Below are 14,320 nucleotides of genomic sequence, written 5' to 3'. Positions count from 1 at the left end.
GTCGATTGTGGAAGTTAGCACCATCGGAGGGCGCTGCGATCTACAAGAGACGAAAAATTCCACAAAGGAGGTACTTCGGCGGGCATCCTGGGACAGCGATGCCGACACGGAAGAGGTCGCCGGATGCGTGTTCTCTTGGCCACGTACGGGACACGCGGTGACGTCGGCCCGCTGGCGGTCCTCGCGCTCCGGCTGCGGACGCTCGGCGTGGACGTGCGGCTGTGCGTGCCGCCGGACGAGGAGTTCGTCGACCGGCTGGCCGGTCTGGGGCTGCCGGCCGTGCCGGTGGGGCCCCCGATCCGGGCGCTGACCAGCGGCTCGGCCCCGCCGTCGGCGGCCACGCTGGCCCGGTACCGCTCCGCGTTGCTCGACGCCCAGTTCGACCGCCTCCCGGCGGCAGCCGCGGACTGCGACGCGCTGCTCGCGGTCGGCCTGGCGCAGGTCGGCGCGCGGTCGGTGGCCGAGGCCGCGGGGATCCCCTACGTGTACGCGACCTGGGCCGCGGTCAACCTGCCCTCGCCGCACCACGCGCCGCCACCGCGTCCGGGCTGGCCCGAGCCGGAGCCCGCCGATCACGCGACGCTCTGGGCCCGCGACGCCGATCAGGTGAACACGCAGTTCGGGGCGGCGCTGAACACGCACCGGGCCGCGCTGGGGCTGGCACCGGTGAGCGACGTCCGCGACCACGTCCACACCGACCGGCCCTGGTTGGCGGCCGACCCCACGCTCGGACCGTGGCCGGGGGGCGCCGGTCCCGACGTGGTGCAGACCGGGGCGTGGACCCGCCCCGACCGCCGCCCGCTCCCGGCCGACGTCACCGCGTTCCTGGACGACGGTGACCCGCCGGTCTACGTCGGCTTCGGCAGCGCCCGCCCGGCCCCGGGCGTCGCCGACCGGGCCGTCGAAGCGGTCCGGGCCGAGGGACGGCGCGTCCTGGTCTCCCGGGGCTGGGCGGACCTGGACCCGGCCGGTTGCTTCGTCGTCGGCGACGTCAACCACGAGCGTCTGTTCGCCCGGGTGGCCGCGGTGGTGCACCACGGCGGGGCCGGGACCGTGCTGACCGCCGCGCGGGCCGGCGTGCCGCAGATCGCGGTCCCGATGCCGGTCGGCGACAACCCGTACTGGGCCGGTCGGGTGGCGGCGCTGCGCCTCGGGGCGGCGATCGACGGTCCGGCCGCGACGGTGCGGGCCCTGCGTGCCGCGGTCGCGTCGGCGCTGACCGCCGGAACCCGGGCGCGGGCGGCCGCCCTCAGCGCCCGGGTCCGCACCGACGGAGCCCTGGTCGCGGCCGCCCGCCTGCGCGACCTGGTCTCCGCCGGTTAGGCGGGCTCGGTCGGCCGGAAGCGGTCGAGCAGCAGCAGGGCCAGGTTCGCCCCGGCCGCCGCGCCGATCAGCGCGGTGAGCAACCCGGTGACGCCGGCCAGCGCGAACAGGCCGAGGAACGCACCGGCGGCGGCACCGCCGACCGCGACCCCGGCCCCGATCCGCCGCGCGCGTGCCGGGCGGTCCGGGGCGATCCACGCCAGCACCACCCCGAGACCGACGAACAGCGCCAGCGACGGCACGATCACCCGGCTGCTGAACAGCGGGGTCTGCGGCAGCACCGACCAGACCAGCAGCGCCGCCGCGCTGAGTGCGCCGAGGCCGAGGGGGAGCGGCGCCAGGACACGCAGCCACACCCCGGCGCGGGGGCCGATCCCGCCGCGGCGGCGGACCCGCAGCGCGAGGAACCCGAGCAGGGCCAGCGCGAGCAGCACCAGCACCAGCGTGGTGGTGGCGAGGGCGGTCGCGATCGCCGACATGCTCGGTCCGGCCGGCGTGAAGTCCACCGGGCGGGTGCCGAACTGGGAGTCGTCGACCGCGCCGGTGTCGAAGAACGTCAGGAGCAGGTGTTTGCTGGCCTCCGGGCGGTGCTCGTAGAAGTCCCCGGTGTGCCCGAGCTCGGGCAGGATCACCTGCTTGCCGCGGGCCAGCGTGGGCAGGAGCTCGTCGCGGGCCAGCTGCGCCGGGGTGGAGTAGTCGATCGTGCCGCTGACCAGCAGGGTCTCGGTCTGGCTGGGGCGCAGCGTGCGGTACTCGGCGTTGTCCGGGCTGTCCGGCCAGACGGTGGCGACCCCCTCGGGGCCGCCCCAGAGGAACTCCGCGCCGGCGTTGCCGAGGATCGAGCCCGGGTCACCGCCGGCGGCGTAGTACTTCCTGGCGGCGGGCGCGTCGAGCATGGCGAACGAGGCGAACTCGCCCCACACGATGCCCTCCGGCAGCAGGAGGTCGCCGAGGGCCGACATCGCCCAGACGCCGCTCGCGTCACCCTCCGCGGCGCTCAGGAACGCGTCGAGGACGTTCGGTGCGGTCTGCGGGGCGGCGCCGGGACCGTTGTTGTGCATGCCGAACATCCCGGCGGCGCGCACGTTGCCGTCCTTGACCCGCAGCGGCCCCCACCGGGACGGGAGATCGCCCGCGGCCTCGCGCATCGTGGCCGCGAAGTCGTCGGTGCGGGCCGAGCAGCCGCGGTCGGCGGCGCACAGCCGGCTGTACTGACCGAACTGCGCGTCGGTGATCGTCGGGTCCCACACCATGTGGCCCGGCGGGTTCACCGACACCAGCGCCGAGCGGAACAGCGAGGTGGGGTGCCGCCACGAGTAGACCATCGAGGTCCGGGTGCCCGCGCTGGAGCTGAGCAGGTTGATCCGCGGGTAGTTCAGGGCCTTGCGGGCCGCCTCCAGGTCCTCGACGCGCTGGACGACCGAGTACGCGGTGAGGTCGACGCCGTCCTTGGTGAGCCGCTCGGCGCAGGCCTTGAACGCCGTCCGCACCCGGCGCTGGGTCCCGGTGCCGATCAGGTCGTCCGAGGTCTGCAGGGTTCCGGCCACCTCCGGGCAGTCCAGCCGCCGTGACCCGTCGACGCCGCGGTAGCCCACCAGCACCAGGTCGTGGCCATCGGTGAGGCGGCTGGCCTGGGGGAACGTCATGTTCGTCCCGCCGGGGCCCCCGGCGAGCCGGAAGATCGGCTCGCGCGCGGTGCCGCTGGCCCGGATCCGCACCACCGGCAGCGCGATCAGCTCCGAGTCGGGGTCGCTCCGGGTTTCGGGCACCACGAGCGTGCCGCACTCGGCCGCCACCGTCCCGTCCTCGGTGTCGTACTCGCACGACTCCATCGAGAGGGAACCGGCACGTGCGCCCTCGGGCACCTCCAGAGTGGAGGAAGGCCATAACGCGAGACCGACCAGACACAGCAGGATGAGCCCGCTGACGGTGACCGCGATGGTCTTTTTGATCGTCATGCTGCGAACCGTACGAATTCGCCCGCTAGCTGACCTCCCCCACGTGTGGGATGCGGCGGCGCCGGTGAACGACGATGATCGCGGAGGCCCGTCGTCGTCGAAGGAGCGTGGTGAGCACCCCCGCCCAGGTCCATCGTCGGCTCGCTCACATGTCGCTGCTGATCGCGGCGGTCTGCGTGGTCACCGACGTGCTGGTCTATTTCGGGCAGGAGGTCCCGGTCGGCCGCCCGGCCGCCCTCGCGGTGCTGGTCGCGGTCGTCGTCGCCGACGTCGCGCTGGTGGCCCCGGTGCGCCTGTCGCTCGCCGTGGTGCTGGTCGCCGTCGCCGTCAACGCCGGTGGCGCCGCGCTGCTGGGCGGGCCGGAGTCGCTCAGCCTCAACGAGGCCGGCCTGCTGGTCGCCTCGTACCGGGCCGGGGCGTGGTTGCACGGGCGGCAGGCGGGTGCCGCGCTCGCCGCGGTGGTCGGCGGCCTGGTGCTCGCCCACGCGACGCGCGGCATCGAGCTGGACTGGACCGTGTTCGTCTCGTCGGTGAAGTTCGGCCTGGTCACCTGGTTGGTGGGGCGCTACACCACGGCCTGGCGCGGCTACCTGGACGAGTTGCAGCAGCGGGCCGAGAACCAGGAACGCGACGAGCGGGCCGCGGTCGAGCGGGCGGTCGCGGCCGACCGCACCGCGATCGCCCGCGACCTGCACGACGTCATCACGCACCACGTGAGCGCGATCAGCGTGCACGCCGGCGCGGCCCGGCTGCGCCTCACCGGCCCGGGCACCGACCCGGTGGCGCTCGCGTCGCTGCGGTCGGTGGAGGAGACCAGCCGGTCCGCGCTCGGCGACCTCCGGCACATGCTCGACGTGTTGCACGGCCAGCCCACCCCGGCGGAGGACCGGCCCGGTCTGGCCCGGCTCGACGAGTTGCTGCGCGGTTTCCGCAGCGCGGACGTCGAGGTCCGTCTGCGGGTCACCGGCCCGCCGGTCGACCTGCCCGAACCGCTCGACATCGCGCTCTACCGCATCAGCCAGGAGATGTTGACCAACGCGTTGCGTCACGGCACCGGCGGCCCGGTCGACCTGGCGGTGCGGCGGGGCGACGGCACGGTCGAAGTGGAGACGGTCAATCCCTACGCCCCCGGTGTCACCCGCACCGGAGGGGGGCGTGGGCTGGCCGGGATCACCAACCGGGCCGAGGTCTTCGGCGGGCAGGTCCGCAGCGGCCCCGGGCCGGACGGGCGGACCTGGAGCACCTACGTCTCGTTCGATCTGGAGAAGCCCGCGTGATCACCGTGTTGCTCGCCGACGACCACGTGGTGTTCCGCGCCGGTCTGCGGGCGATCCTCGAGACCCAGGACGACATCGTCTGCGTCGCCGAGACCTCCGACGGCGACGAGGCGGTCGAGCAGGCCATCCGGGTGCGCCCCGACGTCGCGGTGCTCGACGTGCGCATGCCCCGGCGCGACGGGCTGGGGGCGGCCAGGACGATCCTCGCGGTACCCGGCAACCGCACCAAGGTCGTCGTGCTGACGACCCACGACACCGACGACTACGTGCGTGACGCGCTCACCGCGGGCGCCAGCGGTTTCCTGCTCAAGTCGTTGCCGCCGGAGGAGCTCATCTCCGCGGTGCGGATCGCCGCCCGGGGCGACGCGCTCATCGACCCGTCGATCGTGCGCCGCCACCTCACCCGCTTCGCCGGCACGCTGGCCCCGGCCGTGCCGCCCGACGACATCACCCGGTTGACCGCGCGGGAACGCGAGGTGCTGCAACTGCTGTCCCGGGCGCTGAGCAACCCGGAGATCGCCCGCCAGCTGCACGTCGGCGAGGAGACCGTCAAGACGCACGTCTCCAGCATCCTGCGCAAGCTCGGCCTGCGTGACCGCACCCACGCGGTGGCCTACGCGCACCGCACCGGGTTCGCCACCGCGGCTCCGCCCCGGCCGCTCAGGTAGTACCGCGTCGTCGGAGGCGCTCGTTCGCCACGGCGCCGGCCTCCCCGAGGCGGGTGACGAACGCGGTGATCCGGCGCAGGTCGTCGAGGCCGGTGTCCAGCAGCACCTCGGCGACCTCCACGCCGGCCACCGCGAGGAACCGGCGGACCTGTTCGCGGGCCTCCGGTTCGGGCCGCAGCGTGACCCGGCGCCGGTCGGTGTGCTCCCGGCTGCGTCGGATGTGCCCCGCGGCCTCCAGCCGGTTGAGCAACACGGTGGTCGCGCCGGAGGTCATGCCGATCTGCCGGGAGAGCTCCGCCGGTGACAGCGGTTTCCCGTCCTCCGCGGCCCAGACGACGTGGCTGAGCGCGTTCGCGTCCGAGCCCGGCAGGTTCATCCAGGCCGCCAGGTGCTGGTTCAGCTCGGCGAACCGGATCGCCCAGTTCCGCAGGCCCTGGATCGCCGCGGTGTGCTCGGGCGCCCACGCCACCGCGAGGGGGTCCACTCTCGCCATGCGCCATCCTTCACTCTGAAGTAGCTTCACTGTAAAGCACGATTCGGTTCCGATCGGAAGGAAGTGAAGCAGGTCATGAGCTCACGACGTGCCGTGGTGTCCGGGGCCAGCATCGCCGGGCTCTCCGCCGCCTACTGGCTCGCGCGTACCGGCTGGGACGTCACCGTGATCGAGCGCGCGCCGGCCTTCCGCGACGGCGGACAGAACGTCGACGTCCGCGGTGTCGCCCGGGACGTCCTCACCCGGATGGACCTCTTCGACGCGGTGAAGGCGCAGAACACGACCGAGACCGGGACGGTACTGGTCGACGCGTCCGGGGCGGTGCGGGCCGAGCTGCCGTCCGAGGGCCCGGACGGCCCCACCGCCGAGCTCGAGGTGCTGCGCGGCGATCTGGCCCGCACGATCCTCGACCACCTGCCCGGCGGCGTCGTGTTCCGCTACGGCGAGCAGATCGAGGACGTGGACGACGGCGCCGACGACGTCACGGTCACCACGTCGTCCGGTGGCTCGCTCCGGGCGGACCTGCTCGTCGTCGCCGAAGGCGTGCGGTCGGCCACCCGCGACCGGATCTTCGGCGACGCGGTCGAGCGCCGGGAACTCGGCATCACGATGGTGTTCGGCACGATCCCCCGCACGGCGTCCGACGACGACCGCTGGCGCTGGTACACCACGGTCGGCGGGCGCCAGATCCACCTCCGGCCCGACAACCACGGCACCACCAGGGCGATCCTGTCCTACGCGCGGGGCGAGGACCTGACCGGCCTCGACCGGGCCGACGCGCTCACCCGCCTCCGGGAGCGCTACGCCGACGCCGGCTGGGAGGCCGAGCGGGTCCTGGACGGGTTCGCGGAGTCCGACGACGTCTACCTCGACCGGCTCACCCAGATCCGGATGAGCACCTGGCACCGCGGCCGGGTCGTCCTGGCCGGCGACGCCGGGTGGTGCGTCACCCCGATGGGCGGCGGCGGCGCGTCACTGGCGCTCACCAGCGGGTACGTGCTCGCCGCCTACCTCGCCGTGGAGCCCGGCGACCTGCCGTCGGCGCTGACCCGCTACCAGGAGTGGATGCGCCCGCTCGTCGACGACGTGCAGAAACTGCCGCCGGGCATCGAGCACTTCGCCTACCCGCAGACGCGGCTCGGCCTGGCGGCGCGCGAACTGTTCGATACGGTGCTCACCTCGAAGCTCCTCGCGCCGCTCACCGCGAAGCTCACCCAGGTGGCCGACACCGACCGGTCCCTCCCGGACCTGCCGGCCTAGCCGGGACGTGACGCGCGGGGCGGTGCCGGCGACAGGTAGCCATGACCCACGCCGATCCGCCCAGCGACCGCGACCTCTGGTCCGCCGCGGCCGCCGGTGATCACCACGCCTTCGGTGAGCTCTTCGACCGGCACGGCCAGGCGGTCTACAACCACTGTTTCCGGCTGACCGGGAACTGGTCGTCGGCCGAGGACGCGACCTCGGCGGTGTTCCTGGCCGCCTGGCGCCGGCGCGCCGATCTGCGGCTGGTGCGCGACTCCGCGCTGCCGTGGCTGCTCACCGTGGCGACCCACCAGGTCCATAACGAACACCGCTCCTCCCGACGGCGCCGGGCGCTGATCGCGCGGGCCGGGCCACCGCCGGAGAGCCCGGACCACGCCGACGCCGTCGCCGAGAAACTCGACGACGAGCGTCGGATGGCGGTGGTGCTGGACGCGACGCGGATGCTGCCTCCGTCCGAACAGGAGGCGCTCGTGCTGTGCGTCTGGTCCGGCGTCTCCTACGCCGACGCCGCGGCGGTGCTGGGCATCGCCGAGTCCGGCGTCCGCTCGCGGGTGAGCCGCGCCACCGGCCGCCCTGCTCGGAGTGTTCGCGCTCGGACCGACCTCCCCCGAAGCGCCCGCCGGCCCCGTTCTTCTGGCTGGTCACCGACCAGGTCGTGGCCGGCCAGGTCCCGCCCGGCTACCAGAGCATGCTGGGGTGCTAGACCTTGCGGCCGATGCCGCAGTAGACGGCGAGCTCGGTGTCGTCGTCCCCGGGGGCGGGCCGCCAGCGGGGGTTCGAGACGACGCCGGGCTCGACGAGTTCGAGACCGTCGAAGAACGCGGTGATCTGCGCCGGGGTGCGCAGGTGGTAGTCCCAGCCCTCGCTCTTGGCGGTCTCGATCGCCCCGTCGTTCTGCGGCGTGGTGATGCTGTCGTTGATCGCGAGGTAGCTGCCGGCCGGCAGAGCGTCGACGAACGTGCGCACGATCCCCGCCGGGTCGGCCTCGTCGGGGACGTGGCCGAGGATGCCGATCATCATGACCGCGATCGGCTCGGTGAAGTCGAGGGTGTCCCGGGCGGCGCGCAGGATCTTCTCCGGTTCGCGGATGTCGGCGTCGACGTAGTCGGTGACGCCCAGCCGGCTACCGGTCAGCAGCGCCCGGGCGTGCACCAGCACCAGCGGGTCGTTGTCGACGTAGACGATCCGGGACTCCGGCGCGATGCGCTGCGCCACCTCGTGCGTGTTGTCGGCGGTGGGCAGCCCGGTGCCGAGATCGAGGAACTGGCGGACACCGGCCTCACCGGCCAGGAACTCGACCGCCCGCGCGAGGAACCGCCGTCCGGCCCGGGCGAAGTCGACGATCTCCGGCAGCTGGTCGATCACCGAGTCGGCGGCGTTGCGGTCCGCGGCGAAGTTGTCCTTGCCGTCGAGCAGGTAGTTCCAGATCCGCGCGCTGTGCGGCCGATCGGTCTTCAATCGACCCTGCAGGTCGGACCCGGAACCGCTCGTCATCGATCCGCCTTCCGCTGAGCATGGAGCTCGGTGCTCGCAGGAAAAGCGTAGTGCGCGCCCCACCGGTCCGGCGTCCCGGATGCACAACGTCACTCACCGCGACCCGGGCGCGAGGACGGCACCGTGGTCGGCCCGCATCCGTTGCCGGTGCACGACGCCCGCCGCGTCGTAGACGACCTCGACGTCACGCAGGTGGCCCGACCGGCCGGAGCGGGACCACCGCGTACTCCTCGGAGAGCGTGTACGGCGGCACCTCCAGCCCACCGACGGGCCGCAGGTACGCCGCGCGGGTCGTCCCGGGGCGGGCTGCTGGTCTCCGACCAGGCAGCGTGGGCGGGCAGCTGGGGGTCAGGCCGCGAACAGTAGGGCGGCGCTGATCAGCACCACGATCGCGGTGGCGAAGTGGACACCGAACGCGGTGGTCCTGGTGCCGCCGAAACGCAGCACGATCACCGTGTCGCCCAGCGGGATGATCGCGGCCGCGAGCATGAACCAGGCCGCCGGGGTGGCGCCGGCGAACGCGAGCAGAGCCAGGCCCAGAACGCCGAGGGCGGCATCGCGCACGCCTTTCACGGCGAGGTAGGCGCTGCGCTCGGACGGCACGCCGTACCCCGCCGCGGCCGCTGACGGCTGCAGCAGGAATCGGCCCCCGATGAACAGGATGAACAGGTCGAGAACGACGGCCAGAGAGTACGCGACGGTCGTCATCATGAGGGTTTCTCCAATTTCTAGCGCTGCTAGCGAACGAGGCGACGCTAACACTAGCGGTGCTAGAACGACAAGCGGCGCTAGAAGATAGCGTGGGCGGAATGATCACCACGCTGGCCGTCGCGAACTACCGCTCCCTGCGGCATCTCGTGGTGCCCCTGGGGCGGCTGACCGTGGTCACCGGGGCCAACGGCAGCGGCAAATCCAGCCTCTACCGTGCGCTCCGGCTCCTCGCCGACTCGGCACGCAACGGCGCGATCGCGGCGCTGGCCCGCGAGGGCGGCCTGGCCTCGACGCTCTGGGCCGGCCCGGAGAACGGCACCCGTGAGGACCGGCCGCAGGGCACCGTCCGGCGCGGCCCGGTCAGCCTGCGGCTGGGCTTCGCCGGCGACGACTTCGGCTACGCGATCGACTTCGGACTGCCCCGGCCGTCGAGCTCGGCGTTCGGGCTGGATCCGGAGATCAAGCGGGAAGTGATCTGGTCCGGGCCGTTCCTCCGCCCGGCCGGGCTGCTGGCCGACCGGGCGAACGGCGCGCTGCGGCTGCGCGACGGCCGGAGCTGGCTGGCCGTGCCCGGCGTACTGGCCAGCTACGACAGCATGCTCAGCGAGTACTCCGACCCGCAGCGCGCGCCGGAGATCCTCGAGGTCCGCGAGCGCATCCGCTCCTGGCGGTTCTACGACCACCTGCGCACCGACGCCGACGCACCGGTCCGTCAGTCGCAGATCGGCACCCGCACCCCGGTGCTCGGCCCGGACGGCGCCGACCTCGCCGCCGCGCTCCAGACGATCCGCGAGATCGGCGACGCCGACGCGCTCGACACCGCGGTCGACGCGGCCTTCCCCGGCAGCGCGCTGTCGATCGAGGAGGAGGCCGGCCGGTTCGCGCTGCGCCTGAGCCAGCCCGGTCTGCTGCGGCCCTTCGGTGCCGCCGAACTGTCCGACGGCACCCTGAAGTACCTGATGTGGGTGGCGGCCCTGCTGACGCCGCGGCCGCCGGCCCTGCTGGTGCTCAACGAGCCGGAGGCCAGCCTGCACCCCGACCTGCTCCGGCCGCTGGCCGGGCTGATCACCACCGGTTCGGCACGCACCCAGGTGGTGGTGATCAGCCACTCCCGCGCGCTGGTCGGCGCGCTCGACGCCGACCACGCGATCGAGCTGGTCAAGGAGCTCGGCGAAACCGGCGTCGAGGGCCAGGGCCGCCTCGACGAGCCGCCCTGGCACTGGCCCGCCCGCTGACTAACGAACGTTCTCCAGCGCCAACGCCATCGCGCCGAGCAGCGGCGCGTCGTCGACGAAGTGCGCCAGCGCCAGCTCGGGCGGGAACGGCACCGCCCGCTCCAGCACCGCGGCGACCCGCGGCACGATGTGTTCGGCCGCACGCATCAGGCCACCGCCGAGCACCACCGTCGAGGGGTCGAGGGTCACGCAGAGGTTGGCGACGACCCGCGCCAGCGCGTCGACGGTCTCGTCGAGCAGTGCCGCCACGCCCTCCTCGCCGCGCAGCGAGAACAGCGCGGCCGCCGTCACCGGCCGCCCCAGCAGCGCGGATCCGCGCCGGCTCAACGCCATTCCGGAGACGACGTCCTCGAGCGGCGCGTGCCCGTCGGCGAAGTACCCGTCACCGTGTCCACGCAGGTACGCGATCTCGCCGGCCGCGCCGTGCGCCCCGGGCACCACGCGCCCACCGGCCACCAGCGCCGCGGCCAGCCCGGTGCCGACGTTGACGTAGAGACCCACGTCGACCCCGCGCAGCGCGCCCCACCGCAGCTCCGCCGCCGCGCCCGCGTTGACGTCGTTGTCGATCGCGACCGGGGCGTCGCCGAACCGCTCGCGCAGCAGCGCGGGCAGCGCCAGTCCGTCCCACCCCGGCACGTTGGGAGCGAGCCGGATCCGGTCGCCCCGGACGACGCCGAACGTCGACACGCCGACGGCCGCGGGGGAGTCCACGAGTTCCCGGGCCGCGTCGAACGTGCGCCGCACGGCCTGCGCCGCCCCCGCGGTGCCCAGCGTGTCCAGGCGGACGGTGGCCGACGGCCGGGACGAACCGACCGCCGCCGTCGCCAGCGCGATCTTCGTCCCGCCGAAGTCGATCGCCAGCACCTGCCTCACGAAGGCGCACCCCGGCGAGCCACCGAGTCCACCGCGATCGCCAGCGCCAGGACACCGGCGGTCACCATCAACCGCACCGACGAGTCGACGCTGAGCAGCAGCATGCCGTTGGTGATCGACTGGATCACCAGGATGCCCAGCAGCGCGGCGTACGCCCGGCCCCGGCCGCCGAACAGCGACGTGCCACCGATCACGGCGGCGGCGATCGCCATCAGCAGCGTGTCGCTGCTCCCGGAGCTCTGGTTGACCGCGGCCAGGCGGCTGGCCGCGAGGATGCCACCGCAGGCGGCGAGCACCGACGCGGCGGCGAAACAGATCAGCCGGATCCGGGTGACGTTGATGCCCGCCCGGCGCGCGGCCTCGGCGTTGCCGCCGACCGCGTACACGTGCCGGCCGAACACCGTGTGCCGCAGGACGAGATCGACCGCGACGACGAGCGCCGCGAACAGGACGAGCAGCAGCGGCACGCCGCGGTCGGCGGAGAGCACGGCGACGACGACGGCGAGCACCAGCCCCAGCCCGCCGAGACGCAGCCCCACCCCGGCGAGCGGCGTCACCGGCAGCGACGACGCCCGGCGCAGCCGGCGGTCGACCACCGCGCTCGCCGTGCACACCCCGACGATCACCACGACGACCAGCCAGGACAGCCACGCCGGGAGCCAGGTGTCGCTCAGTTTCGCCAGGAAGCCGTCGAACGGCAGGTTGATCGTGCCGCCGCGGCCCAGCAGGTAGAGCATCAGGCCCTGCCACCCGATCAGCCCGGCGAGCGTCGCGACGAACGACGGCATCCCGAGCCGGGTGAACATCCAGCCGTGGAGCAGCCCGATCAGCGCCGCGCCGACCAGCGCCACCGCGATCGCCGCCACCGGGGGCCAGCCGTGCTTGACCGAGAGGATCGTCATGATCACCGCGCACAGCCCGCTGACCGACCCGGCCGACAGGTCGATCTCGCCGAGCAGCACCACCATGATGATGCCGAGCGCGATCGTGCCGGTCGCGGCCATCTGCAGGGCCAGGTTGGTGAGGTTCTCGGGGGAGAGGAACCGGTCGTTCAACGACCGGAACACCACCGCGATCAGGATCAGCCCGACGACGACGGGCCAGGCGCCGAGGTCGGCGCGAGCACGGAACCGATCGATCATGAGGCCGAACTCCCGGTGATGGCGCCGACGATCTCCTCCGGAGTGGACTCCGCGGTGCGGAACTCCCCGGCGTTGCGGCCGAGGCGCAGGACGACGACCCGGTCGCTCACCGCGCGGACGTCGGCGAGGTTGTGCGAGATGAGCAGTACCGCGAGCCCGCGGTCACGCAGGCGGCGGATCAGGTCGAGCACCTGCGCGGTCTGCTCGACGCCGAGTGCGGCGGTCGGCTCGTCCAGGATCACCACGCGCGGCTCGCCGACCAGCGCCCGCGCGATCGCGACCGACTGGCGCTGGCCGCCCGAGAGCATCGCCACCGGCACCGTGATGTCCCGGATCCGGACGTCGAGCGAGGTCAGCAGTTCACGCGCGGCCCGTTCCATCCGGATCGGCCGCAGCACCGAGAAGCGCCGCCGTTCGTCGCCGAGGAACAGGTTGGCGACGACGTCGAGGTTCTCGCAGAGCGCCAGGTCCTGGTGCACGGTCGCGACGCCGAGGCGCTGGGCGTCGTGCGGTGAGCCGATGCGCACCGGGTCGCCGTCGCGCTCGATCACGCCCTGGTCCGGGATCACCACCCCGGACAGCACCTTGACCAGCGTGGACTTGCCGGCCCCGTTGTCGCCGACGAGCGCGACGACCTCGCCGTCGGGCAGGTCCAGCCGCACGTCGTCGAGCGCCTGGACCGCGCGGTAGCGCTTGGAGATGCCGGACGCGGAGAGCATTACTTGATGCCTTCGCGGTCGCAGGCCGCCTTGACCTCGGCGGTGCAGAGGTCGGCCGCGGAGTAGAAGCCGTCCTTGACGATCGTGTCCTTGACCTTGTCGGCGGTCACCGGGATCGGGTCGAGCAGGAACGCCGGGATCTCCCCGACCTTCGTCGGCGCGCTCGGCTTCTCGCCCTTGACCAGGGCGACCGCGAGCTCGGCGGCCTTCTCGGCCTCGCTGCGGATGTCCAGGTAGATCGTCATGTACTGCTCGCCGGTCAGGATCCGCTGCACGGCCGCGAGTTCGGCGTCCTGCCCGGTGATCGGCGGCAATGTGGTGTACCCGGCCCGCTTCATCGCGGCGATCGCGCCACCGGCCATGCCGTCGTTGGCCGAGAGCACGCCGACGATCGACTGCCGGCCGAGCGCGGTGATCGACTGCTCCATCTCCTGCTGAGCCTTGTCCGGGCTCCAGTCGGGGGTGTCGAACTCGCGCCCGATCTTCACTTTTCCGTCGAGGACGTTGTGCGCGCCCTTTTTGTAGTCGGCCGAGCTGGGGTCGGTCGGGGCGCCGTTGATCATCACGATCTGGCCCTTGTCGGCCGTGCCGGCCTTGGTGAGCGCGTCGAGCAGGGCCTGGCCCTGCATCTCGCCGACCCGGACGTTGTTGAACGAGACGTAGTACTCGTAGGTGATCCCGGTGATCAGCCGGTCGTAGGCGATGACCGGCACGTCCTTCTGCTTGGCCTGGTTGACCAGCGGCGCCACCGCGCCGGCGTCGACCGCGTCGAGCACCAGCGCGTCCGCGCCCTGGGTGAGCGCCGCCTCGATCTGTTGCTGCTGCTTGGCGGCGTCCTGGTCGGCGTTGGAGTAGAGGATCTCGCAGTCGGCGCAGAGTGCCTTGACCTTGGCCTCGAACAGCGGGCGGTCGAACGCCTCGTAGCGCGTGGTCTTCGACTCGGGCAGGAACAGGGCGATCGTCTTGGCGTCGGAGTCGCCCGACGACGATCCGTTGCTGCAGGCGGTCACTAGGAGAAGTGCTAGGACGGCGACGATTCTGGCCCTCATGGCGGCGCCTCTCTCGCGGGGTGTGGAGTGGATCGTGGGCCATCACCGCGCCTTTGGCAATGTCCTTTACAAATTTGATAAGTGACCTTTACGAACGGGTGTGGCAGCCTGATGG

Annotated in this window: 13 protein-coding genes and 1 pseudogene; 6 read left to right on the top strand and 8 right to left on the bottom strand. The window is 72.9% G+C overall.

Annotation, left to right across the window (positions count from 1 at the left end; all coding sequences use genetic code 11):
• Window positions 1-123: 123 nt before the first annotated feature.
• Window positions 124-1,323 carry a glycosyltransferase gene (locus ABD437_RS31910; protein WP_344652662.1) on the top strand — a complete coding sequence of 400 codons (1,200 nt, stop codon included), beginning with the start codon at window positions 124-126 and terminating at the stop codon, window positions 1,321-1,323.
• On the opposite strand, the gene ABD437_RS31905 is transcribed toward ABD437_RS31910, so the two are convergent.
• On the bottom strand, window positions 1,320-3,281 hold the full coding sequence (locus ABD437_RS31905) for an alpha/beta fold hydrolase (protein ID WP_344652661.1): 1,962 nt from the start codon (window positions 3,279-3,281) through the stop codon (window positions 1,320-1,322). The genes ABD437_RS31910 and ABD437_RS31905 overlap by 4 nt on opposite strands.
• Before the next feature lie 110 nt (window positions 3,282-3,391).
• On the opposite strand from ABD437_RS31905, the gene ABD437_RS31900 reads away from it, so the two are divergent.
• Both ABD437_RS31900 and ABD437_RS31895 read left to right on the top strand, forming a co-directional pair.
• Window positions 3,392-4,558: a sensor histidine kinase gene (locus ABD437_RS31900; RefSeq protein WP_344652660.1), complete on the top strand. Its 1,167-nt coding sequence runs from the start codon at window positions 3,392-3,394 to the stop codon at window positions 4,556-4,558.
• Window positions 4,555-5,226: a response regulator gene (locus ABD437_RS31895; RefSeq protein ID WP_344652659.1), complete on the top strand. Its 672-nt coding sequence runs from the start codon at window positions 4,555-4,557 to the stop codon at window positions 5,224-5,226. The genes ABD437_RS31900 and ABD437_RS31895 overlap by 4 nt, the downstream gene beginning before the upstream one ends.
• On the opposite strand, the gene ABD437_RS31890 is transcribed toward ABD437_RS31895, so the two are convergent.
• Window positions 5,219-5,719, bottom strand: coding sequence for a MarR family winged helix-turn-helix transcriptional regulator (locus ABD437_RS31890; RefSeq protein ID WP_344652658.1), 501 nt, complete (start codon window positions 5,717-5,719; stop codon window positions 5,219-5,221). The two genes, ABD437_RS31895 and ABD437_RS31890, sit on opposite strands and share 8 nt — an antisense overlap.
• A 75-nt stretch (window positions 5,720-5,794) precedes the next feature.
• Here ABD437_RS31890 and ABD437_RS31885 point away from each other — a divergent pair, with 75 nt between their 5' ends.
• Together ABD437_RS31885 and ABD437_RS31880 are read left to right on the top strand one after the other, a co-directional pair.
• The gene (locus tag ABD437_RS31885; RefSeq protein ID WP_344652657.1) at window positions 5,795-6,979 is read left to right on the top strand and encodes an FAD-dependent monooxygenase; all 1,185 of its coding nucleotides are present in this window, start codon (window positions 5,795-5,797) and stop codon (window positions 6,977-6,979) included.
• 41 nt (window positions 6,980-7,020) lie between these two features.
• A pseudogene (locus tag ABD437_RS31880) lies at window positions 7,021-7,563 on the top strand (RNA polymerase sigma factor); the annotation flags it as partial.
• A 118-nt stretch (window positions 7,564-7,681) separates the two neighbouring features.
• Here the strand turns inward: ABD437_RS31880 and ABD437_RS31875 are convergent.
• Both ABD437_RS31875 and ABD437_RS31870 read right to left on the bottom strand, forming a co-directional pair.
• Window positions 7,682-8,476, bottom strand: coding sequence for an SAM-dependent methyltransferase (locus ABD437_RS31875; RefSeq protein WP_344652656.1), 795 nt, complete (start codon window positions 8,474-8,476; stop codon window positions 7,682-7,684).
• A gap of 348 nt (window positions 8,477-8,824) precedes the next feature.
• Window positions 8,825-9,184: a DUF4267 domain-containing protein gene (locus ABD437_RS31870; protein WP_344652916.1), complete on the bottom strand. Its 360-nt coding sequence runs from the start codon at window positions 9,182-9,184 to the stop codon at window positions 8,825-8,827.
• A gap of 101 nt (window positions 9,185-9,285) precedes the next feature.
• Between ABD437_RS31870 and ABD437_RS31865 the strand changes: the two genes are divergently transcribed.
• Window positions 9,286-10,422: an AAA family ATPase gene (locus tag ABD437_RS31865; RefSeq protein ID WP_344652655.1), complete on the top strand. Its 1,137-nt coding sequence runs from the start codon at window positions 9,286-9,288 to the stop codon at window positions 10,420-10,422.
• On the opposite strand, the gene ABD437_RS31860 is transcribed toward ABD437_RS31865, so the two are convergent.
• The 4 genes from ABD437_RS31860 to ABD437_RS31845 are packed head-to-tail and all read right to left on the bottom strand — an operon-like array spanning window position 10,423 to window position 14,205.
• Window positions 10,423-11,295, bottom strand: a complete 873-nt coding sequence (locus ABD437_RS31860; RefSeq protein ID WP_344652654.1) for an ROK family protein — start codon at window positions 11,293-11,295, stop codon at window positions 10,423-10,425.
• The gene (locus ABD437_RS31855) at window positions 11,292-12,437 is read right to left on the bottom strand and encodes a sugar ABC transporter permease (RefSeq protein ID WP_344652653.1); all 1,146 of its coding nucleotides are present in this window, start codon (window positions 12,435-12,437) and stop codon (window positions 11,292-11,294) included. The genes ABD437_RS31860 and ABD437_RS31855 overlap by 4 nt, the downstream gene beginning before the upstream one ends.
• Window positions 12,434-13,156 carry an ATP-binding cassette domain-containing protein gene (locus tag ABD437_RS31850; protein ID WP_344652652.1) on the bottom strand — a complete coding sequence of 241 codons (723 nt, stop codon included), beginning with the start codon at window positions 13,154-13,156 and terminating at the stop codon, window positions 12,434-12,436. Before ABD437_RS31850 ends, ABD437_RS31855 begins: the two co-directional genes overlap by 4 nt.
• A complete protein-coding gene (locus tag ABD437_RS31845) occupies window positions 13,156-14,205 on the bottom strand; it encodes a sugar ABC transporter substrate-binding protein (protein WP_344652651.1) in 1,050 nt (349 codons plus the stop codon). Before ABD437_RS31845 ends, ABD437_RS31850 begins: the two co-directional genes overlap by 1 nt.
• Window positions 14,206-14,320: the final 115 nt, after the last annotated feature.

Origin of the sequence: Cryptosporangium japonicum (genome assembly GCF_039524755.1) — a bacterium.
GTDB classification, from domain to species: Bacteria; Actinomycetota; Actinomycetes; order Mycobacteriales; family Cryptosporangiaceae; genus Cryptosporangium; species Cryptosporangium japonicum.
The sequence above is the reverse complement of the archived record's forward strand: the minus strand, read 5'-3'. Positions and strand labels throughout refer to the sequence as shown.

Bases quoted from the DNA above. Each gene is read 5' to 3' on its own strand.
- ABD437_RS31910 (WP_344652662.1), top strand. From the start codon at position 124: ATGCGTGTTCTCTTGGCCACGTACGGGACACGCGGTGACGTCGGCCCG.
- ABD437_RS31905 (WP_344652661.1), bottom strand. From the start codon at position 3,281: ATGACGATCAAAAAGACCATCGCGGTCACCGTCAGCGGGCTCATCCTG.
- ABD437_RS31890 (WP_344652658.1), bottom strand. From the start codon at position 5,719: ATGGCGAGAGTGGACCCCCTCGCGGTGGCGTGGGCGCCCGAGCACACC.
- ABD437_RS31885 (WP_344652657.1), top strand. From the start codon at position 5,795: ATGAGCTCACGACGTGCCGTGGTGTCCGGGGCCAGCATCGCCGGGCTC.
- ABD437_RS31875 (WP_344652656.1), bottom strand. From the start codon at position 8,476: ATGACGAGCGGTTCCGGGTCCGACCTGCAGGGTCGATTGAAGACCGAT.
- ABD437_RS31870 (WP_344652916.1), bottom strand. From the start codon at position 9,184: ATGACGACCGTCGCGTACTCTCTGGCCGTCGTTCTCGACCTGTTCATC.
- ABD437_RS31865 (WP_344652655.1), top strand. From the start codon at position 9,286: ATGATCACCACGCTGGCCGTCGCGAACTACCGCTCCCTGCGGCATCTC.
- ABD437_RS31855 (WP_344652653.1), bottom strand. From the start codon at position 12,437: ATGATCGATCGGTTCCGTGCTCGCGCCGACCTCGGCGCCTGGCCCGTC.
- ABD437_RS31850 (WP_344652652.1), bottom strand. From the start codon at position 13,156: ATGCTCTCCGCGTCCGGCATCTCCAAGCGCTACCGCGCGGTCCAGGCG.
- ABD437_RS31845 (WP_344652651.1), bottom strand. From the start codon at position 14,205: ATGAGGGCCAGAATCGTCGCCGTCCTAGCACTTCTCCTAGTGACCGCC.